This is a genomic window from Mycobacteroides chelonae CCUG 47445, assembly GCF_001632805.1.
Taxonomy (GTDB): Bacteria; Actinomycetota; Actinomycetes; order Mycobacteriales; family Mycobacteriaceae; genus Mycobacterium; species Mycobacterium chelonae.
This window is the reverse complement of record NZ_CP007220.1, coordinates 1,731,957-1,751,494: the sequence shown is the minus strand read 5'-3', so window position 1 is coordinate 1,751,494 and position 19,538 is coordinate 1,731,957. Positions and strand designations below refer to the sequence as shown.

The following is a 19,538-nucleotide window of genomic DNA, read 5'->3' as shown; positions in this document are numbered from 1 at the left end:
ATCTAAGGCTTTTCTAAGAAATTAAGAGGTTCGTAAGAGTAGGGTGCATCGGGACGAAAGGATCAGCGATGACACCTGACAACCGGGAACACAGAGATCACGCGGTAGTCCTCGGGGCCGGGATGGCCGGACTACTGGCAGCCAGGGTGCTGTCGGAGTCTTACGAAATGGTGACCGTGGTCGAGCGCGACGAACTGAAGACCGCCGCCGCACGCAGCGGTGTGCCCCAGGGGCAGCACATTCACATGTTCATGAGCTCCGGCACGCAAGGGTTGGAGCGGTTGTTTCCCGGAATCCGCGACGAGCTCCGCGCCAGCGGCGCCACGGTGTGCGACGAGGGCGACCTGTCGCGCATCACGATGTTGATCGGGTCTCGCGAGATCTTCTCTCGATCAGGGAAGTTCCGTGACCCGGAAACACTGCGGCTCTACCTCGCGACCCGACCGTTTCTGGAAATGCATGTACGGCAACGTGTTCAGCGCCTGGACAACGTGAAATTCCTGGACGGCCACGACGTCATCGAGCCGATGACCGAGGGGCATCGCGTGACCGGCGTTCGGGTGGCGCGACGATCTACCGGCCTGGTGACGACGTTGATCTCGGACCTGGTGATCGATGCCACCGGCCGCACGCCGCGGACCCAAACCTTCCTCGATCGGCTCGGCTATGCCCGGCCGGCCACGGTCCGCATGGAATCACCGGTGACCTACGCGAGCCAACTGCTGCATGTGTCCGACGACGCCGACATGGACAAACTCACCTTCTTCAACCCGGCGCCCGGACGCCCGTATGGCGGAGCCATTGCGCGCTGCGAGAACGGCACCGTGATGCTGACCCTGGGCAAGTTCAATCTGGAGGAGCCGCCCAGCACCTTCGATGAAATGATCTCATTTGCAGCGCAATTCGTGCCCGAACGGCTTCTGGACACCATTCGTTCGGCGGTACCGATAGGTGATGTGCACGTCTTCCGGTACCGCGAGGCCCTCTGGCGACGCTATGACCAGATGGAGCAGTTCCCCGAGGGCCTGCTGGTGATAGGTGATGCGATCTGCAGTCTGGACCCCATCAAGGGCCAGGGCATGACCATGGCGCTGCTGGAAGCCGTCGCGCTTCGGGGCTGCCTCTTCGAGGGGGATGCCGAGCTGGCCCTCCGGTACTTCCGCACCGTCGGTCGGCACATCAACACGGTGTGGCAGCACAACAAGCTATCGGCACCGCTGTTCACCGCAATGCCTTCCGACACCCGCCTCACCCAGCGCGTGCTGTGGAAGCTGACGGCATGGTGGTCGGACAGGGTCATGATCGCAGCGCACAACGACATTCAGATCACCGAAACGATTCTGCGTGTCAACAACATGCACGATTCGCCGCAGCTGATGCGGCGGCCCGCATTCCTACTACGGGTACTACGTCACTGCTGGCGGCGTCACGACACCCAGGTAACGACGGCACCTGAGCGTCAACTCGTCCTTGCCGGGACGTAGCCCACAGTGCCCGTCCACGAGCGGCGGCCGGCACTACGGCCGGGTGGTGAGGCCGTCGCCGCATACCGCCTTGTCTACCAACGTATTGACGCACTTCTTCGAGATCATGACCAGATCGCCGAACTACCTGTGCCCGCGTGTCCGGCCTGGACCGTGCGCCAGACGCTCGCTCACCTCGCTGGACTCGCGCAAGACATCGTTTCGTTCAATCTGGAGGGCATAGGTACCGAGGCGTGGACCCGCGCGCAGGTTGATCGCCTGGCAGATATGACTGTCGATGAGTTGCTCGACCTCTGGAGCGAGGCGATCGACACGGTGATCGAGCGGGTGGGCCAGGACGGCCTCGAAGCGCCGGCCGCCCAACTCGTCTTCGATTCCCTCACCCATGAACACGACATTCGCGGCGCACTCGGTCAACCGGGCACCCGCACCGAGGATCCGGCCTTCGCCGTCGCTCTGGAGTTCCTGATGACGAGATTCGACGGGATGGCTCGACAGAACGGGTTACTGACGCTCATGTTGAACACCCCAACGACCGGTTCCGTCCAACTCGGCGAACCCGCCACGGCCACAGATCCACTCGCCCTCTCGATTTCGGACTTCGAGGCGCTCCGCGCCTTCGGCGGACGACGTAGCGTGCGACAACTGTCGACCCTCCCCTGGCATGGAGATCCGGGGGATCTTCTGCCCACCCTCGGTAACGAGTCCATCCGGCCGCCGCGGAACGATCTGATCGAATGACGACCACTTAACCCGACAATCGTGCCGAAATAACCAACGCAAGTACGCACAGCGCTGCGGACCAGGCCAGCGCTCGAAACCACCTTCGGCGCCACAGCCATACCGAAATGCCCAGCAGCACAGCAACCATAACGAATCCAACCGCTCCTGAGGGCACCGGAATCGCCGTCGATCCACCCGCGGCCGCGTAGTCGGCGACGCGCAGCAGCCACCACAGTTCCGGGCCACAAAACCGCACCAGCACACCTGCGGCCAGCGGTGAGATGACGGCCAGCCCCGTAGCTGCGGTGCCGAGGATGGTGATGGGCGCGATCACGCACCCGGCGACCAGATTGGCCGCGATGGATGCCACGCTGACCCTTCCCGATATCGCGGCGATCAGCGGTGCGGTAACCACCTGTGCGGCCACCGCGATGCACAACGCATCGGCCAATGGCTTCGGCCAGCCCCGCGCGGTCAGGCGCAGCGACCAGCGCGGCGCCAACACCACCAACGCGGCCGTGGCGACCACCGACAGGGCGAAACCGATATCGACGGCAAGACCGGGCGAGAGGGCCAGCAGAATCAAAGTCGTTGCCGCCAAGGCGGGTATCGCCTGTCGTCGCCGCGCGGTCAACACGCCGAGCAGCCCGATCGCACCCATCACCGCGGCGCGCAACACACTCGGTGAGGGCCTGACCAGGATGACGAAGCCGACTAGGACGAGCCCCGCCAACACCACCGAGGTACGCAGCCCGATCAGCCGTCCCAGCAGCAGCATGGCCCCGCACACGATCGACACGTTGGCCCCGGATACCGCCATCAGATGGGTGAGTCCCGATGTCCGGAACATCGCGACGGTGCCCGCATCGAGCGCACCGGTGTCCCCGAGTACGAGGGCCGGCAGCAGTGCGGCTTGGTCGGCGGGCAGTACAGTTCGTGCCACCTCGACAAATCGATCGCGAACACCATTGGCCGCCCCGTGAATTGGCGAGCGATCGATAACCCTGGGCTCTCCTGTGGCGTTGAGTGTCGCGACAGTCAGGTCACGGCGGGTGGGGCGCGTGACCACCGCACGCAGCTGCACCGTGTCACCGACCGCCATCGCACTCAGTAGCGGTGCTGCCCCGAAGACGACCACGGGACCGGCGCTCGGCAGTGCGGGATCGCCCAGTGCGACAAGGTCGGCGCGCAGCATCGCCCGACCCCCGGCGATCGACCTCGGGTCATCGGAGACCCGCAGCTGCATCGCCACAACATCTCCCACGCGCGAGCGCAAAGGATGGCTCTGCACTCCGTCGCGCCGTATGGCCGCAGCCACTGAGAATCCAACACCGGCAATCAGGACGACGAGGGCCGCACCGGCGAGGGCCTTGTTCAGGCGGTGGCGGGACACGTGCACCGCGAGTGCCCCAACCCCCAGTACGGCAGCACTGAAATATCCTATTGGCCAAATGATTCCCGCGGCGGTCGCCGCCCAGGCGGCAAGCGCGGGGGGTACCAGCCGCAGATCCAGGACGGAATCTTTGCGGTGGACCCCGCTCACCGGATTGGTTTGAGTCACAGCACGACGAGGGCGCGCAGCTTGTCCAGCCGTGAGGGACCTATCCCGTCTACTTCCGAGAGCTGGTCGATACTGGTGAACTTGCCATGCTCGGATCTCCACCGCACAATCGACGCCGCCATGACCGGCCCCACTCCGGGTAACTCATCCAGCTCGGATTCCGTTGCCGTGTTGAGGTTTACCCGCCCCGGCGGTGCCGTCCCTCTGGCCGCGCTACCCGCAGACGGCGATTGCCCGGCGGCGATGATGGAACTCGCCATTCCCGCGGGCTGGTCGGGTGCCGGGGCCAGGCCGACCACTATCTGGTCGCCATCGGCAACCGGCCGAGCCATGTTCAGCGTCACGATATCGGCGCCGTCGGCGGCGCCTCCGGCTGCCGTCACCGCGTCGGCGACCCGCGCGCCGCTGGCCAACGTCACCAGGCCCGGTCTTCTCACCAAACCAGCAACACTGATGACCAACGAACTGGGTGCCGACACAGAACTCGATGAAACAGGTTGCACCGGAGGCAGATGTGCACTCACCGGAGGCGGCGGCTGACGCATCACGGTGAAGACGGTGACCAGTACTGCCAGCACGCCAATGGCGCCCAGGGCGACGACCCCGGCACGACCAGGGTCGGTACGGACGGACTCCAACCAGCCCCGTGCACCGTCCGTCGTCAGTGAATCCGGAAGCCAACGCAACGCGGAATCCGGCTCCGCACCTGTCGCCGCCCCCACGTCGTCGTCATCCTCATCAGGCTCGCGCCCGGGCGGTGCGAGGCGTCGGTGCAGCAGCTCGGAATCCATATTTCGACGCTAGAAAGCGCGACCGCATCCGAACAGGGACGAAGCGCGATCTGTGGATGAATACGGAACTGTGGAAACCGGACGCGGTCAATCCACAGGTTCGGCGCATACCCCGACGGCGCCAGGGCCCACATGCACCGCCAACACCGGTCCCATCTCCGAGATCACCGGATCATGAGCGGTGAGTAATCGCGAGCACACCAGCTCATTGACCTTCTCCGCGGTTTCGGTGTTGTCGACATGGTGGATCGTCACGGAGACACGGCGCTCCCCCACGAACTCGACGATGTTGTCGACCATCGCCCCGATCGCCTTGGTGGCGGTGCGAACACGTTGCGCCAGCACCAGCTTGCCGTCCTCGTCGATCTGCAGCACCGGCTTGAGCGCCAGTGCGGTACCCAACCACGACGAGGTGGCGCTGATACGCCCACTACGCCGCAGATGATCCAGCTTGTGCACCACCATGACGCATCGACTGCGTCCGACCGCATCCCGTGCCGCCTGGTATGCCGCACTCAGATCGGCACCGGCCGCCGCGGCCCGCGCCGCAGCCAGCGCGACGAAACCACTACCCATCGCGGCCGACCGCGAATCAACAACATGCACGCGATCGCCGTACTCACGGGCGGCCTGTTCGGCAGCCTCGAATGTGCTGGACAGTCTCCCGGACAGATGGACCGCGACCACACCGTCACCGCCGCTGTCGATCAGGGCCTGCCGATACACCTCGCTCAGCTCGGCAGGTGACGCACCAGCGGTGGTGGCACGTCCCTTCTCGTACACCGAGGCGGGGATCGGATCCACACCGTCACGCAGATCTTGCTCACCGGTCAACACGTGCAACGGCACTAGCCGAATACCCAGCATGCCGGCATCTTGCGGCTGCAGTCGCGCCCCTGAATCCGTCACCACCACGACCGGCATGGGTCACCGAACCCCAAGCTCGGGCAGCACACTCCGCAATGCGTTGATCATCAATTCGGCAACGCGCTCATGTGCGACAAAGTTCCAGTGGATCCCGTCCGGGTTTCCCCGGCCTGAGAAGATCTCCTCACCGACGGCCTCCTTGAGGTCCACCACGGGCATCTCGTGTTCGGATGCCCAGGTCTGGATCGCGGTCGCGGTGGCTTCCCTGCCGGAGTGCACACGACCGTACGACTCGGCGATGTGCACCGATGGCAGTGAGGCGATCATGGGCAGCCCGGGGCGATTGAAATCGAGTGCACCACGGGTCTTTTCGAGGTATTCCACGGTGAGCTTGGGTGGCAGCGCCACCCGCGCGATCGGCGAAAGCCGGGGCTGCAACCAGCCATAGCCGTCACGGACCCAGCTCCGCAATCTCGGTGGACGGATCAGTCTGATCGACTCACGCAGCGCCGTCGGGAGTGGGGACGGCAGCGAATCCATGCCGCTGGTCGCAAAGATGACGGCTCCGGCATGCGGGACCGCCGCCCACGCGCGTGGGTCCTGGATGGCCGCCCACCACACATCCCGGCAGGTCCAGCCGATGCGCGCGATCAGTTCGACGTCCCAATCAAGATACTGCCCAACGATATTGGGCCAAATCCTGGGGTCATCCGCGGGTAGGCCCCCCGTGGGCCCGTAGTAGGACAACGAGTCCGCGAAGATCAGAAGCTTCTTGCGCCCTGCACCTTCGTCAGAGGACGTCATTGGTCACCTGCGCCGAGGCGTTCCACACATCCAGGCGCCACCGGATGTCCTCGAATCCGGCGCCCTCGGCCGAATGTCCGCCCAGCTGAACCCAGCTCGCATTGCCCATCCCGCCGAGCACCGGCCAATTGCTGACATCCAGCCGCAGCAGTGCGGCGGTCAGCGCAGCGATCAGACCACCATGGGCAACAAGAACCACCGGGTGATCGCGCTCGTCTGTTCCCCATTCCGTCACCGACTCAACAAGTTCGGCGACCAGGGGCACGCTGCGATTGGCCACATCGATGCGGCTCTCGCCACCGTGCGGTGCCAGCGTCGCGTCATCGCGCCACTCGGCCCGGGCACCGGGGGCAATGGCGTCGACCTCGTGATGGGTCAGGCCCTGCCAATCGCCGAGATGTGTTTCGCGCAGCCGCTCATCGACGGACACCCCCACATGGCAGCGGTCCGCGAGGGCCGTCGCGGTGTCGTACGCCCGCTGCAGATCCGAGGACACAATCACCAGCGGAAGCCTCTTGGCCAGCACCTCGGCCGCAGCCACTGCCTGCGCCCGGCCCAGATCGGAAAGCCCGGTATCCAGCTGCCCTTGCATTCGACTGTCGGCGTTGAAGGTCGTTTGCCCGTGCCGCAGTAGCACCAACCGACGGATCATGCGCCGTCCTCCGCATCGGCCTCGCCATCGACGGACAGATCCGCCGGCAACGCGTCCAGGTCCACCGCAATGGTCGGGCAGTCACGCCAAAGCCGTTCCAGTGCATAGTAATTACGTTCGTCTTCATGCTGGACATGTACCACCACGTCCACATAGTCCAGGAGTGTCCAGCGGCCCTCGCGGCCACCTTCGCGGCGCACCGGCTTCTGCCCGGCACGACGCAGCACCTCTTCGACCTGGTCGACGATCGCGTTCACCTGACGCTCGTTAGAGGCGGATGCGATGACGAAACAGTCTGTGATGACCAGCTGTTCGGAGACGTCTATGACGACGACGTCGGTGGCGAGCTTGGAGGCGGCGGCCTGTGCGGCCAGCGTCGCCAGCTCAACGGCGTCTGTTGCGGCGGTCATGCGTGGACTCCTCGATCTTCCTTGTTTCCGCCGTAAAGGCGATGTTTGGCGACGTACTGCACCACGCCGTCGGGCACCAGGTACCAGATCGGGCGAGCCTGACCCGCCCGGACTCTGCAGTCGGTCGACGAAATGGCGAGCGCGGGCACCTCGACGAGCGAGAGCCCGTCAGGCGGCAGCTCGGCGTGGGCGATGTGATCGGAGCTCAGTTCGTACCCTGGCCGACTGACCCCGATGAACTTGGCCAGGGTGAACAGCTGCTCCCAGTTCTCCCACGACAGGATCGATGCCAACGCATCCGCGCCGGTGATGAAGTACAGGTCCGCATCGGGATGCGCGTCCCGCAGATCGACGAGCGTATCGACGGTGTAGGTCGCGCCGCCACGGTCGATATCGGCCCGGCTGACAGTGAACCGCGGATTCGAGGCCGTGGCGATGACGGTCATCAGATACCGATGCTCGGCGGCGCTGACCTTGCGCCCCTGCTTCTGCCATGGCTGCCCCGTCGGCACGAAGATGACCTCGTCGAGCTCGAATCGGTCGGCGACCTCGCTAGCGGCAACCAAGTGACCATTGTGGATGGGGTCGAATGTCCCGCCCATCACCCCAAGTCGGCGCCGCTGCACCGAGCCGCTTGCGCCAGGAGCGTCGGGGTCAGATTGCACGAATTGCCAGCTTACTGGACTAACGACCGGAGCTAGACCGGCAGCAGGTTGTCGATCACCGTGGCCAGCTGCTTGGCCGATCGGCATTCGTGCATGGCGATGGCGTCCTGGTACCGCCTGGCGGCCGAATCACCGGTTCCCCAGTGGTTCTTGGGCTCGGGGTTGAGCCAATGGGCGTGCCGGCTGGAAGAGACCATCGTCGAGAGCACCTCGACGGCCGGATTGCGGTAGTTGGTGCGGCCGTCACCCAGGATGAGCAACGCGCTGCGCGGGGAAAGGACCGTCGGGAACTTCTCGACAAACGTCTTGAACGCGTGCCCGTAGTCGCTATGTCCGTCGCCGGTGAACACCTGGGCCTCCCGGGTGATCCGCACAATGGCCTCCGCCAAGTCGGTATCGGGCGTGAACAGGTGGGTCACCTCGTCGGTGGTGTCGATGAACGCGAAGACACGAACCCGCGAGAACTGCTGGCGCAATGCGTGCACGAGAAGCAGCGTGAAATGCGAAAACCCTGCCACCGACCCCGACACATCGCAGAGCACTACCAGCTCGGGCCGCGCCGGGCGTGGCTTCTTCTGTACGACATCGATGGGCACACCGCCGGTGGACATGGACTTACGCAGGGTGCGACGCAGATCGATCTGACCGGTGTGCGCACGCCGGCGCCGTGCCGCCAGCCGGCTGGCCAGCATCCGCGCCAACGGGTGCACCACTCGGCGCATGTTGCGCAGCTGCTCCCCCGAAGCACGCAAGAACTCCACGTTCTCGGCCAGTTGCGGCACCCCGTAAGCGGTGACGCGCTCGCGCCCCAGCTGTTCGGCGGTGCGACGCTTGGTCTCCGCCTCGACGAGCTGACGCACCTTCGAGATGCGTTGTTTGGCAATCGCTTTCGCGACAGCTTCGTCCGAGGGTGATGCATCGTCGCCACTGCCGAGCAGGCCCAGCAGTAGCTTGGCCTCGATCTGGTCCAGGGACAGCGACTTCATGGCCTGGTACGCCGAGTACGACGTTCCCCGGGTGGAGTTGTACTTACCGTAGGCCTCCACGATCTGCGCGATCAGCGAGTTCAGCGGTAGGTCGCCGGCATCGGAGGCCAACAGGTCCACGAGCTGATCACGCACCTGATCGATGTCCTGAATATCAACGCTGTCGTCGTCAACCTCGACGAAACGGGCACCGAGCGCGGGCGGGAACCACAGGTCGAACAACACATCGAATGTGGGCCGGTGATCGGCGCGGCGCAGCACCGCACATGCCAGACCTTCGCGGAGTTCGGTGCGGCTCTGCAGCCCCAGCACTGTCATCACTCGCCCCGCGTCCACCGTCTCCGACGGCCCCACCGAGATGCCCTGTTCGCGTAAAGCTTCCACGAAACCCACCAGATGACCCGGCAGACCGTGCGGCGCCAGGGGCAGCACCACCTTCGCAGGCTTACGCGCGGGCATTAGTGCCGTCTCTTCTTCGCTCGAGCGCTCATCAGTTCAGCCTCAGCTCTCCCGCGGCCCGCTGCTGGTCGGAGTGATGTTTGAGAATCACGCCGAGCGTCGACGCGATGACGGCGTCGTCGAGGGTATCCAGGCCGAGCGCCAAGATGGTGCGCCCCCAGTCGATGGTCTCGGCCACCGAGGGAACCTTCTTGAGCTGCATGTTGCGCAGCACACCGATGATGCGCACCAGCTCTTCGGCCAGCGTGGCCGGCAGCTCGGGCACCCTCTTGAGCAGGATGCGCCGCTCCAGCTCGGCATCGGGAAAGTCGATATGCAGGAACAGGCAGCGCCGCTTGAGGGCCTCGGACAGCTCGCGGGTGGCGTTGGAAGTCAGCAGCACGAAGGGCTGCCTGCTGGCCTTGATGGTGCCCAGTTCGGGAACCGTGACGGCGAAGTCGCTGAGCACCTCCAAGAGCAGGCCCTCAATCTCGATATCGGCCTTGTCGGTTTCGTCGATGAGCAGAACCGTCGGATCCTCGCGGCGGATCGCCGTCAACAGCGGCCGTGACAGCAGGAACTCCTCGGCGAAAACGTCGGTCTTGGTCTCATCCCAGTCACCTGATCCGGCCTGGATGCGCAGAATCTGCTTGGCGTGGTTCCACTCGTACAGGGCACGCGCCTCGTCGACACCCTCGTAGCACTGCAGACGTACCAGACCAGAACCGGTGGTTTGTGCCACCGCCCTGGCCAATTCGGTCTTGCCAACACCTGCGGGGCCCTCCACCAGGAGCGGCTTGCCGAGCCGGTCGGCAAGGAATACCGCTGTCGCCGTGGCAGTGTCGGCGAGGTATCCGGTCTCTGCCAGCCGGGCGGTCACGTCGTCGATGCTGCTGAACATCGGCGCGGTCTGCGTTCGGTCCACTCGTACTCCAGGTGTTAGGCGGGGCGGATCTGACCGTCTCCGAGGACGATCCACTTGGTGGTGGTCAGTTCAGGCAGCCCCATGGGGCCACGGGCGTGCAACTTCTGGGTGGAGATGCCAATCTCGGCACCGAACCCGAACTGCTCGCCATCGGTGAACGCGGTGGAGGCGTTAACCATCACGGCCGCGCTGTCGACGCGGTCGGTGAACTCCTGGGCCGCACCGAGATTCGCGGTGACGATGGCGTCGGTGTGGCCGCTGGAATGCCGCTCGATGTGACGGATCGCAGCGTCAAGGTCATCGACGACGGCGGCCGCGATATCCAGAGACAGGTATTCGGTGTCGAAGTCCTCCTCGGTTACCGGGACGACACCCGGTACCGCAAGATCGGCGTGAACCGTGACCCCGGCGACCTGCAGTGCGCCGATCAGTCGCGGCACCGCGACCTCGGCAATGGCCCGGTCGATCAGAAGCGTCTCCGCGGCGTTGCACACGCTGGGCCGACGGGTCTTGGAGTTCAACAGGATCCGCTCGGCCAGGTCGAGATCGGCGTCGGCATGCACGTACACGTGGCAGTTACCGACCCCGGTTTCGATGGTGGGCACCTGCGCGTCACGGACCACCGCGTCGATAAGGCCCGCTCCGCCGCGCGGAATCACGACGTCGACAAGGCCGCGGGCCTGGATGAGGTGGGTCACCGTCGCCCGGTCCCGGCTGTCGAGCAGCTGCACGGTGTCGGCGGGCAGCCCGCTGGTGATCAGCGATTCACGCAGCACCCGCACGAGTTCGGTGTTGGAGGTTGCGGCCGAAGAGCTGCCGCGCAGCAGCACCGCGTTGCCCGACTTAAGCGTCAAGCCGAATGCGTCGACCGTGACGTTCGGGCGCCCTTCGTAGACCATGCCGACCACCCCGAGCGGCACTCTGAGCTGACGCAGGCGCAATCCATTGGGCCGGGTTGAGCCCCGCAGCACCTCGCCGACGGGGTCCGGCAGGCCTGCGACCTGACGCAGTCCCTCGGCAATACCGGCGATCCGGCGATCGTCCAGCGCGAGCCGATCAAGCATGGCCTCACCGATGCCGGCATCGCGTGCGCGCCACAGGTCATCGGCATTGGCCGCGATGATCGACGCGGTGGCGCCGACGATCGCGTCGGCCGCCGCGAGCAGTGCGGAATTCTTCGTATCGGCGGTCAGCCTGGCCAGGTCACGGGCCGCGACCCGGGCCCGCCGGGCGGCATCATGAACGTCCGCGCGCAGATCCGTGGCGACGCCAGAGACGTCCCCCGTGGGTGCGGCCAACTCGTTGGTTGAAACGCTCATCGTGTCAGGGTATCCGGGTGCCCGAAATGTAGCTGCGCCAGGACTAGCCTAGTCGGGTGACTGAGTTAGCCACGGTATGTGTCCTCGGCAGCGTCAACATGGATTTGACGTTGCGGGTGGAGGAGCTGCCCGCCCCGGGTGCGACGGTGCTGGCGACGTCAGCCCTGCCCGCTCCGGGCGGTAAGGGCGCCAATCAAGCCGTCGCCGCGGCGCGCGCAGGCGCCTCAGTGCAGTTCATCGGCGCCGTGGGCTCTGACGGTGCCGCACCGATGCTGCGATCTCACCTGGCAGACAACAACATTGGCCTCGACGGGCTCGTCGAGGTCGACGGGCCCAGCGGAATGGCCGCCATTACCGTGGAGGACTCCGGCGAGAACAGCATCGTGGTGGCCCCCGGCGCCAACAGCGCGTTCACCTTGGACGAGAAGCTGCACAAGGACATCATCTGTTCGCACGATGTGTTGCTGTGCCAGCTGGAGATCCCGGTTCAGGTCGCGCTGACAGCGGCGCGGTGGGCCGCCGAGGCCGGAAAGCAATTCGTACTCAACGCCTCGCCGGCCCCGGTGCGCTCACCGGACCTGGCCGAGCTGGCGTTTCGCGCGAGCGTGGTCGTCGTCAACGAGACCGAGGCCAAATCCTGGCTGTATCCGTCGCGGCACCTGGTGACCACGCTGGGCGACGAGGGATCGCGCTACCGCAGCCCACAGGGTGAGATCACGGTTCCGTCGTATCCGGTGCGGCCGCTCGACACCACCGGCGCCGGCGATGTGTTCGCCGGGGTGTTGGCTGCCTGGTGGCCGCACGGAGCCGAGACGGCGCTGCGCCGGGCGAATGTGGCCGGCGCGCTTGCGACCCTGCGCTCGGGCGCCGGGAACTGCGCGCCGTCGGCCGCCAGGATCGAGCTGTCGCTCAAGGGGGCCTAAGTCAGCGGACCGTCAGCACGGGGTTGCAGTAGCGCCAGGCGTCACGCTCGTAGGTCAGATACCAGTCGGAGGTGGTGGTCTTGGGCGCGTCATTGCCCCACACCGACGACGTGGTCACCGTCGCCGTCGCGTTCTTGGCCTCGATGACGTTGATCTTGTCGATATTGGTGACCGTCAGATGCGCGTTCTCTCGCACTACCTGCACCGATGCCTGCCGGAAGGCGGCGGCGTCCTTGCGCTTGGCGGCGTCGAGCAATTGGTCGAGGGTCCCTTGCGAGAGCTTCGGGAACTTGGCGTACAGGTCCGACGGCTTGACGAAGTCGTCCCACGTGGGGATTCGCGACTCGTTGTTCGCCATTTCGCGGTCACGATACTTATCGCAGGTCAGGTCGCCGATCTTGTTGGTATCGACATCGTTGTATGCCTTTTCCCAGGCCCGCACATGCTCTGTCACCGCATCGCGGTTGGGCGCCGCATCGGCAATGGGAACGACGAAAGTTGCCAGTGCGGCAGCCGCTGCGGTGATGACGAGCGTGCGCTTCACGGTTCCCTCCCCTGGTTGGCAGTACTTCATGACGTTATCGCCGCAGGACACCGGGTCCGTTACGTCCGGCTAGGCACCGCCGGTCGGCGGCGCGCAGTCCAGCCACTTTCCGTCTTCCTTGACGTACTTGACGGTCTGCTTCTCCTCGGAAGGTGTCTTGTTCCCGGAGGTGGTGGTGATCGTGATGTCCGCGGTGGCCTGGTCGCCCTTGACTTCGATGTTCTGGACATCGGTGACCTTGACGGTGATGAGCGATTTCAGCAGATTGCGCATCGCCGCTTGGTACGCCTGCTCATCCTGGGCGACGAGGCTGTCGACCACGGCATTGATGACGTCTTGAGGCACCGTCGGGAACTTCTGGGCCAGCAACCCGCGCAACGCATCGCCGGCACCGGGCACCGTGGCGATCTCAGGCGGCGCGATTTCGCTCATCGGCGGGATGGGCGGTCCGCTCTGGGCGGTCGCGTCCCGATACTTGGCGCACTTGGTCTCCGCCAGCTTCGCGAAGTCGAAGCTGGCGGTGTAGGTGTTCTGCTGCGCAATCAGCGCCTTGATCTGATTCTCGTCGCGTGCGGTCGCGAGCGCCTCAGCGTTGGGCTGACCGTCCCCGTCCACCGTTTGCGTACACCCCACACCACCGAACAACAGCGCCACCAACAGCACCGCTTCGGTCCATCTCCGGCAAACCATGACAACCCTCGCTCGTATCGCCCACTCGTCTCCGAGCTAATTTCTATCAGTACAGATCAGCTCGTGCACCCTCACCGAGCAAACTTACCAGTGAATAAGGTGCGCGGATCCTGCTCGTGGGCACCGGCGACCGACCGGGAGCTTCTTAGCCCTCAGCGCCGGTCAAAGCCTCCAGTAGAGGCTCATCGTTACCGATCGCCGTCTCAGTCTGTGTGGCTTCGGGTGTGCAGTCCTTCCAGAAGCCGTCCTCGCGCACGAACTTCCTCGGCTCGTTCCCGCGTCCACTGGTGTTACGGAACGCGATGGTCGCCTTGGCGGTATCGCCGGTCACCGTCACCTTGCTGACCTTGAAGGTCAGGTGCGCGAAAGTCTCCACCCAGAAACGGTGCCAGGCCGCCGACAACGCCTGCTGGTCCTGGTTGTCCACCGCGGTCACAAAGTCCTCGACGGCGGTATCCGAGGCGAGTGGGAACACCTCGTGAACCTTGGCGCGCAGCTTCTTGAGGTTGGCACCCTCCAATCGGCCGACCTCCGGCGGGGAGAAGGACTGCCCCCAATCCGATTCGATCTTGTCCCGGACATCGGCGCAGAAGAACGACGCGTACTGGATCGCATCTACCGCCTGCAATGCCGAAAGCCGTCCGGCGGTGACATCCCGGATCTCGGTCTCATCGGCCGGCGTGGCACTCGCGACCGCGGTCTGTGCGACCAGCCCGAGGGCTACGAAAAACGCGGCCAACCATGTGAAGACGCTCTTTGACACGATCATTGTCCTCCGATCTGGAATTTCCTCGTCCCTATCCCGCGGCACGCACATCGTCGATCGCACCGAGAAGCCCCTGGGGCGCTTCGCCCTTCAATGAGGGCACCGCCGACTCGGACTCGGCAGGAGGCGCCGTGCAGTCCTTCCAGTCGCCGTCCTCACGATGGAACTGCCATTGGACCGTGCCGGAGGCCCTGCCCAATCTGGCTTGAACCGTCACGTCCGCCTGGTCGCCGGTGATCTCTACCTGTCGCACCCGATAGGAGTAGTGGGAGAACTCTTCCCGCAGAATCCCCAGCCACGTCCGGTGATACGCGTCGCGGTCGCCGTCAGCGACGGCGTCGACGAAAGCCTTGATCGCGGCATCCGATACCGAAGGGAAGTTCTTGCGTAGCACCGACGTCAGGCGCTTGGAGTTGGCGCCCTCAAGGTCTTCAAAGGGTGGCGGCGTGATGTTGCGTTGCATCCACGCTTCGTATGCGTCGCGGTGCTCGGCGCAGAAACTCTGTGCGTAGGCGGCAGGATCGAGCGCCCTCAGTGCGGTCAGCTCGGCGGCGACAACCTGCCGGATCTGGCTTTCGTCGGCCGATGTCGCGGTGGCAACTGCCGGCGAGGTCAGCGCTCCAAGCACGAGTGCCACCGCACTCACAAATCCGGTGAATCGCCTTGCCATCGATAGCCTCCCCAAGCTGTGAACCAGCTGACAAGTTCTATCAGGCGCGGTTGCGATGCGCCACTCTTTCGAGCAAATGCGCGAAGCGCTCAGGTGACGAGGTCGTCGGCGTGCACGGCCGGGCGCCGCAGATCCTCGGGCAGCTCACCGCTGGATCGGCCCAGCATGGTCCCCAATTCGGCCGCGTCATAGGCCACCACGCCACGGCCGACCATGGCGCCCTCGGCATCGCGGAGTTCGACGACATCGCCGCCGTGGAAACGCCCGGATACCTCGGTGATCCCGGCGGGCAGCAACGAACGTCGCGAGGCCACCACCGCGCGTACGGCGCCCTCGTCCAGGGTCAGCGATCCGGTCGCCTCGGCCGCGTACCGCACCCAGAACTTGCGCGACGACATGCGTTGCGGTCGCGCGGCGAAGACCGTCCCGCAAGAGCCGTCCCCCAACGCGGCCGCCGCCTCGGTCGCCGAAGCCAGCAGCACCGGGACACCGGCGTCGGCGGCCAGTAACGCCGAGGAAAGTTTCGAGGCCATTCCCCCGGTGCCGCGGGAACCACCCGGCCCGGCGATCACACCGTCCAGATCTTCCGGGTCGGCCACCTCAGAAATAAAGCGCGCGTTCCCCTTTCGAGGATCAGAGTCGTAAAGCCCGTCGATATCGGAGAGCAAGATGAGCGCATCGGCACCCACCAGATGGGCGACGAGCGCCGATAGCCGATCGTTGTCACCGAAGCGAATCTCGTTGGTGGCCACGGTGTCGTTCTCGTTCACGACGGCGACCGCGTGCAGCGCGCGCAGCTTGTCGAGCGTGCGCTGCGCGTTGGTGTGATGCACGCGCATCGAAATGTCATGTGCCGTCAACAGCACTTGGCCCACGGTGCGCTGATAGCGCGCGAACGCCGCGCTCCAGGCACTGATGAGCGCAACCTGTCCCGCGCTGGCCGCCGCCTGTTTGGTCGCCAGATCTGTTGGGCGCTTGGTCAGTCCAAGCGGAACCATGCCGGCCGCGATGGCTCCCGAAGAGACGATCACCACATCGGATCCGGCCTTCATCCGGCCCTCGATGGCCTCGACGAGGTATTCCATCCGGTCGGCACTGAATGTTCCGGTCGCATCGGTGAGGGCAGCGGTGCCGACCTTCACCACGACGGTGCGTGCCGCCTGAATTGCCTGGCGCGCGTGCACACCCGTGTTCACTCCGGCTCCACCTGCCCGCGGCGTACCCTCCGGGCCTGTCGACGCTCGGCCGCACCCACGCGGTCGGTCTTGTCGATACGGGCATCGGTGCCGCGCCCGCTCATGGTCACATCGACGCCAGCCGGGGTCTGCGGCTCCCAGTCAAAGGTCATATCACCGATGGTCACCGCGCAGCCGGGCTGTGCCCCCAGCTTGAGCAACTTGTCTTCCACTCCCAGGCGTGCCAGCCGGTCACCGAGATAGCCGACGGCCTCGTCGTTTTCGAAGTTGGTCTGACGGATCCAGCGCTCGGGGCGCACTCCGCGCACCACGAAGCCACCAGGATTCTGCGGGTCGGGAGTCACCGAGAAGCCACTCTCGTCGACCGGGATGGGCCGAATGACGGGGCGGGTCTTCACCGGCGCGGGCTGTGCTGCACGGGCCGCCTCAATCATCTCCCACAGCGCGAAGGTCAACGGACGCAGTCCATCACGGGTCAGCGTCGACACCTTGAACACCGGCCAACCACGCGTGGAGACCTCTTCGGTGACGAAGTCGGCAAGCTCAGCGGCTTCCGGCACGTCAACCTTGTTGAGCACTACCGCGCGAGGCCGGTCGGCCAGATCACCCAGCACAGAGTCAGCTTGCAACGTCGGCTGGTACCGCGCCAACTCATTTTCCAGGGCGTCGATATCGGAGACGGGGTCACGGCCCGGTTCCAGTGTCGCGCAGTCAACGACGTGAACCAGCACCGCGCAGCGCTCGATGTGCCGCAGGAACTCCAGACCCAGCCCGCGCCCGTCGGCAGCGCCGGGGATCAGGCCCGGGACATCGGCCATCACGAAGGAGTGCTCGCCGGTGGTGACCACGCCCAGGTTGGGCACCAATGTCGTGAACGGATAGTCGGCGATCTTTGGTTTGGCCGCCGAAAGGACTGAGACCAGCGAGGACTTACCGGCCGACGGAAATCCGACCAGCCCGACATCGGCGACGGTTTTCAGTTCGAGGGTGAGATCGGCTTCGGCACCGGCCTCACCGAGCAAGGCAAACCCGGGGGCCTTACGGGCGCGGGACGCCAATGCGGCGTTCCCCAATCCGCCCCGGCCACCGGCGACGGCGTCGAAACGTGTACCGGCCCCTACCAAGTCGGCGAGGATACGGCCGTCATCACCGAGCACAACGGTGCCGTCGGGAACCTTGAGAATCAGATCGTCGCCGTTGGCGCCGCTGCGGTGGCCACCCATGCCCTGCGAGCCGTTGGGTGCCTGCACGTGCGGATGAAAATGGAAGTCCAGCAGGGTATGCACCTGCGGGTCTACTTCCAGAATCACACTGCCGCCGCGACCGCCGTTACCGCCGTCGGGCCCACCGAGTGGTTTGAACTTCTCGCGATGTACGGACGCACAGCCGTGCCCGCCGGTACCGGCTTTGGCATGGATGACTACGCGGTCAACAAACCGAGGCATGGAACGCCTCCTTCAAATGTTCTGTGCCGGTCAGCGCCGAGCGCAGAACACCAATTAAGCGTCGACAGGCAGGATGTTGACGACCCGGCGACCACGCTTGGCGCCGAACTCAACGGTGCCGGCCGAAGTCGCGAACAGGGTGTCGTCGCCGCCCCGTCCGACGTTCACGCCGGGGTGGAAGTGGGTGCCGCGCTGGCGGACCAGGATCTCGCCGGACTTGACGAGCTGGCCACCGAACCGCTTGACGCCGAGGCGCTGCGAGTTCGAGTCACGACCGTTGCGCGAGCTGGACGCGCCCTTCTTGTGTGCCATGTGTCAGACGCTCCTACTTGATTCCGGTGACCTTGAGCACGGTCAGCCGCTGACGGTGACCCTGCCGCTTGTGGTAGCCGGTCTTGTTCTTGAACTTGTGGATGCGGATCTTCGGGCCCTTGGTGTGCTCGACGATCTCACCGGTCACCGAGACCTTGGCCAGCTTGTCGGCGTCGGTGGTGACGGTGGCGCCGTCCACGACCAGGGCGACGGGCAGCTGCACCGAGGAGCCGGGCTCCGACTCGATCTTCTCGACCTTGACCAGGTCACCAACGGCAACCTTGTACTGCTTGCCGCCGGTCTTGACGATTGCGTAGGTCGCCATCGTTGCGTCTACCTCTGCTCTGCTGTTCGGACGCGCGCAACCAGGTCGGCTGACGCATCTGGATCGTGGGGTGGGCCCGCTCGGTTGTTCCACTGGGCCACATGCCGCGGGCCGGAAGCCTCGCGACAACTGCTCAAGGCTACGTGACCAGCGGGCTAAGGGTCAAACCGACACCCGCCGTGCGGCGCTCTCGCAATCCGTTCGCACTCTCACGGGCCGTGATCGGAACTACACTCACCTCACCGAGCCCGGGACGTCGCTGATCAACCCTATAGGTCAGCCGACGATCAGCTCCTCTAAGTGCGGAGGTAACGACCGTGCCCATGATCCGGCCCTGCCTCGCGGCCGCCCTGGTCGCAGCCCTGCCCATGTTGAGCCTGACCGCGGCACCGCCCTCCACCGCCGACTGCGTGAACGCCAACGGCACCACCTTGTGCGCACAAGGCGATGTGCGCGGCGGTGGCAGCACCGCCCCTTCGACGCCGTATGTCCCCTACCCCTGCGAAAACGACTGGTACTGCGACAACTGGGGAATGGACGTCATCCTCGGTTCCGAGTACAGACCCCCCACCGTCAATCCGTCGCCACCCCCCGATTTCGGGCGCCCCGGCCGACCGGGTGGCGGAGGAGGCGGTGGCGTCGGTCCACGTTGATCAATATTGTTCTCGCAGTGAAGAATTCGATTGCAGAGGAGTCACGATGACAGCATGGACTGCGGGCCGGACAGCCGTGGGGCTACTCGGTGCGGTCGCCGCGCTAGCGCTGAGCGGGACCGCTATCGCAGCGGCCGATCCACCGCCCAACTGCACCGCCGCCGACATGGCGGGTGTCGCGACAGGCGTGTCGGCGGCCACGTCGACATACCTGTTCACACACCCCGACGTGAACGAGTTCTTCACGAGCCTCAAGGGCCAACCCAAGGACCAGGTCCGCGACAAGGCACGGCAGTACCTGGACGAAAATCCGCAGGTCAAGGCAGATCTACAGGAGATCCGTCAACCCCTCGGCGATTTCCGGGAGCGCTGCAAGTAGTCGCAGGCCC

The 19,538-nt window shown here is 65.3% G+C and carries 23 protein-coding genes; 5 read left to right on the top strand and 18 right to left on the bottom strand.

Features of this window, described 5'->3' with window-relative positions; genetic code table 11:
- Positions 1-68: 68 nt before the first annotated feature.
- Both BB28_RS08645 and BB28_RS08640 read left to right on the top strand, forming a co-directional pair.
- Positions 69-1,484, top strand: coding sequence for an FAD-dependent oxidoreductase (locus tag BB28_RS08645; protein WP_046253200.1), 1,416 nt, complete (start codon positions 69-71; stop codon positions 1,482-1,484).
- 6 nt (positions 1,485-1,490) lie between these two features.
- On the top strand, positions 1,491-2,225 hold the full coding sequence (locus BB28_RS08640; RefSeq protein ID WP_046253199.1) for a maleylpyruvate isomerase N-terminal domain-containing protein: 735 nt from the start codon (positions 1,491-1,493) through the stop codon (positions 2,223-2,225).
- 7 nt (positions 2,226-2,232) lie between these two features.
- On the opposite strand, the gene BB28_RS08635 is transcribed toward BB28_RS08640, so the two are convergent.
- From BB28_RS08635 to BB28_RS08590, 10 genes are all read right to left on the bottom strand, one after another.
- Positions 2,233-3,750 carry a ComEC/Rec2 family competence protein gene (locus BB28_RS08635; protein ID WP_046255674.1) on the bottom strand — a complete coding sequence of 506 codons (1,518 nt, stop codon included), beginning with the start codon at positions 3,748-3,750 and terminating at the stop codon, positions 2,233-2,235.
- A 14-nt stretch (positions 3,751-3,764) separates the two neighbouring features.
- A complete protein-coding gene (locus BB28_RS08630) occupies positions 3,765-4,559 on the bottom strand; it encodes a ComEA family DNA-binding protein (protein ID WP_046253198.1) in 795 nt (264 codons plus the stop codon).
- Positions 4,560-4,646: 87 nt separating this feature from the next.
- Positions 4,647-5,483, bottom strand: coding sequence for a DegV family protein (locus BB28_RS08625; RefSeq protein ID WP_046253197.1), 837 nt, complete (start codon positions 5,481-5,483; stop codon positions 4,647-4,649).
- A 3-nt stretch (positions 5,484-5,486) separates the two neighbouring features.
- Entirely contained in the window at positions 5,487-6,230 is a 744-nt protein-coding gene (octT, locus tag BB28_RS08620; RefSeq protein WP_046253196.1) for a diglucosylglycerate octanoyltransferase, read from the bottom strand.
- The gene (gene gpgP / locus BB28_RS08615; RefSeq protein ID WP_046253195.1) at positions 6,217-6,882 is read right to left on the bottom strand and encodes a glucosyl-3-phosphoglycerate phosphatase; all 666 of its coding nucleotides are present in this window, start codon (positions 6,880-6,882) and stop codon (positions 6,217-6,219) included. The genes octT and gpgP overlap by 14 nt, the downstream gene beginning before the upstream one ends.
- Positions 6,879-7,292, bottom strand: a complete 414-nt coding sequence (rsfS, locus tag BB28_RS08610; protein WP_046253194.1) for a ribosome silencing factor — start codon at positions 7,290-7,292, stop codon at positions 6,879-6,881. Before rsfS ends, gpgP begins: the two co-directional genes overlap by 4 nt.
- Entirely contained in the window at positions 7,289-7,918 is a 630-nt protein-coding gene (nadD, locus tag BB28_RS08605) for a nicotinate-nucleotide adenylyltransferase (RefSeq protein ID WP_263854228.1), read from the bottom strand. The genes rsfS and nadD overlap by 4 nt, the downstream gene beginning before the upstream one ends.
- 71 nt (positions 7,919-7,989) lie before the next feature.
- On the bottom strand, positions 7,990-9,402 hold the full coding sequence (locus BB28_RS08600; RefSeq protein WP_046253192.1) for a vWA domain-containing protein: 1,413 nt from the start codon (positions 9,400-9,402) through the stop codon (positions 7,990-7,992).
- Between the two features lie 31 nt (positions 9,403-9,433).
- The gene (locus BB28_RS08595; protein ID WP_046253191.1) at positions 9,434-10,282 is read right to left on the bottom strand and encodes an AAA family ATPase; all 849 of its coding nucleotides are present in this window, start codon (positions 10,280-10,282) and stop codon (positions 9,434-9,436) included.
- A gap of 38 nt (positions 10,283-10,320) precedes the next feature.
- The gene (locus tag BB28_RS08590; RefSeq protein ID WP_046253190.1) at positions 10,321-11,625 is read right to left on the bottom strand and encodes a glutamate-5-semialdehyde dehydrogenase; all 1,305 of its coding nucleotides are present in this window, start codon (positions 11,623-11,625) and stop codon (positions 10,321-10,323) included.
- A gap of 56 nt (positions 11,626-11,681) precedes the next feature.
- On the opposite strand from BB28_RS08590, the gene BB28_RS08585 reads away from it, so the two are divergent.
- Positions 11,682-12,548, top strand: coding sequence for a ribokinase (locus BB28_RS08585; RefSeq protein WP_075874199.1), 867 nt, complete (start codon positions 11,682-11,684; stop codon positions 12,546-12,548).
- A 1-nt stretch (position 12,549) separates the two neighbouring features.
- Here the strand turns inward: BB28_RS08585 and BB28_RS08580 are convergent, their stop codons facing one another.
- From BB28_RS08580 to rplU, 8 genes are all read right to left on the bottom strand, one after another.
- Entirely contained in the window at positions 12,550-13,092 is a 543-nt protein-coding gene (locus BB28_RS08580; RefSeq protein ID WP_046253188.1) for a hypothetical protein, read from the bottom strand.
- 69 nt (positions 13,093-13,161) lie between these two features.
- Positions 13,162-13,755 (bottom strand): hypothetical protein, encoded by a 594-nt coding sequence (locus BB28_RS08575; protein WP_030095134.1) that lies wholly within the window; start codon positions 13,753-13,755, stop codon positions 13,162-13,164.
- A gap of 172 nt (positions 13,756-13,927) precedes the next feature.
- Entirely contained in the window at positions 13,928-14,551 is a 624-nt protein-coding gene (locus BB28_RS08570; RefSeq protein ID WP_046253187.1) for a hypothetical protein, read from the bottom strand.
- Between the two features lie 28 nt (positions 14,552-14,579).
- A complete protein-coding gene (locus BB28_RS08565; protein WP_046253186.1) occupies positions 14,580-15,218 on the bottom strand; it encodes a hypothetical protein in 639 nt (212 codons plus the stop codon).
- A gap of 89 nt (positions 15,219-15,307) precedes the next feature.
- A complete protein-coding gene (gene proB / locus BB28_RS08560; RefSeq protein WP_046253185.1) occupies positions 15,308-16,414 on the bottom strand; it encodes a glutamate 5-kinase in 1,107 nt (368 codons plus the stop codon).
- A complete protein-coding gene (gene obgE, locus BB28_RS08555; RefSeq protein ID WP_046253184.1) occupies positions 16,411-17,859 on the bottom strand; it encodes a GTPase ObgE in 1,449 nt (482 codons plus the stop codon). The genes proB and obgE overlap by 4 nt, the downstream gene beginning before the upstream one ends.
- Before the next feature lie 54 nt (positions 17,860-17,913).
- Positions 17,914-18,171 (bottom strand): 50S ribosomal protein L27, encoded by a 258-nt coding sequence (gene rpmA / locus BB28_RS08550; protein WP_046253183.1) that lies wholly within the window; start codon positions 18,169-18,171, stop codon positions 17,914-17,916.
- Positions 18,172-18,184: 13 nt separating this feature from the next.
- Positions 18,185-18,496, bottom strand: coding sequence for a 50S ribosomal protein L21 (rplU, locus tag BB28_RS08545; protein WP_030095128.1), 312 nt, complete (start codon positions 18,494-18,496; stop codon positions 18,185-18,187).
- Between the two features lie 323 nt (positions 18,497-18,819).
- Between rplU and BB28_RS08540 the strand changes: the two genes are divergently transcribed.
- A complete protein-coding gene (locus BB28_RS08540; protein WP_052740170.1) occupies positions 18,820-19,149 on the top strand; it encodes a hypothetical protein in 330 nt (109 codons plus the stop codon).
- Positions 19,150-19,195: 46 nt separating this feature from the next.
- The gene (locus BB28_RS08535) at positions 19,196-19,528 is read left to right on the top strand and encodes a heme-binding protein (protein WP_046253181.1); all 333 of its coding nucleotides are present in this window, start codon (positions 19,196-19,198) and stop codon (positions 19,526-19,528) included.
- Positions 19,529-19,538: the final 10 nt, after the last annotated feature.

What these genes read in the sequence shown, in the direction of transcription:
- BB28_RS08645 (WP_046253200.1), top strand. Translation starts at nt 69, where the DNA reads ATGACACCTGACAACCGGGAACACAGAGATCACGCGGTAGTCCTCGGG.
- BB28_RS08630 (WP_046253198.1), bottom strand. Translation starts at nt 4,559, where the DNA reads ATGGATTCCGAGCTGCTGCACCGACGCCTCGCACCGCCCGGGCGCGAG.
- BB28_RS08625 (WP_046253197.1), bottom strand. Translation starts at nt 5,483, where the DNA reads ATGCCGGTCGTGGTGGTGACGGATTCAGGGGCGCGACTGCAGCCGCAA.
- octT (WP_046253196.1), bottom strand. Translation starts at nt 6,230, where the DNA reads ATGACGTCCTCTGACGAAGGTGCAGGGCGCAAGAAGCTTCTGATCTTC.
- gpgP (WP_046253195.1), bottom strand. Translation starts at nt 6,882, where the DNA reads ATGATCCGTCGGTTGGTGCTACTGCGGCACGGGCAAACGACCTTCAAC.
- rsfS (WP_046253194.1), bottom strand. Translation starts at nt 7,292, where the DNA reads ATGACCGCCGCAACAGACGCCGTTGAGCTGGCGACGCTGGCCGCACAG.
- BB28_RS08600 (WP_046253192.1), bottom strand. Translation starts at nt 9,402, where the DNA reads ATGCCCGCGCGTAAGCCTGCGAAGGTGGTGCTGCCCCTGGCGCCGCAC.
- BB28_RS08595 (WP_046253191.1), bottom strand. Translation starts at nt 10,282, where the DNA reads ATGTTCAGCAGCATCGACGACGTGACCGCCCGGCTGGCAGAGACCGGA.
- BB28_RS08590 (WP_046253190.1), bottom strand. Translation starts at nt 11,625, where the DNA reads ATGAGCGTTTCAACCAACGAGTTGGCCGCACCCACGGGGGACGTCTCT.
- BB28_RS08570 (WP_046253187.1), bottom strand. Translation starts at nt 14,551, where the DNA reads ATGATCGTGTCAAAGAGCGTCTTCACATGGTTGGCCGCGTTTTTCGTA.
- BB28_RS08565 (WP_046253186.1), bottom strand. Translation starts at nt 15,218, where the DNA reads ATGGCAAGGCGATTCACCGGATTTGTGAGTGCGGTGGCACTCGTGCTT.
- obgE (WP_046253184.1), bottom strand. Translation starts at nt 17,859, where the DNA reads ATGCCTCGGTTTGTTGACCGCGTAGTCATCCATGCCAAAGCCGGTACC.
- rpmA (WP_046253183.1), bottom strand. Translation starts at nt 18,171, where the DNA reads ATGGCACACAAGAAGGGCGCGTCCAGCTCGCGCAACGGTCGTGACTCG.
- rplU (WP_030095128.1), bottom strand. Translation starts at nt 18,496, where the DNA reads ATGGCGACCTACGCAATCGTCAAGACCGGCGGCAAGCAGTACAAGGTT.
- BB28_RS08540 (WP_052740170.1), top strand. Translation starts at nt 18,820, where the DNA reads ATGATCCGGCCCTGCCTCGCGGCCGCCCTGGTCGCAGCCCTGCCCATG.
- BB28_RS08535 (WP_046253181.1), top strand. Translation starts at nt 19,196, where the DNA reads ATGACAGCATGGACTGCGGGCCGGACAGCCGTGGGGCTACTCGGTGCG.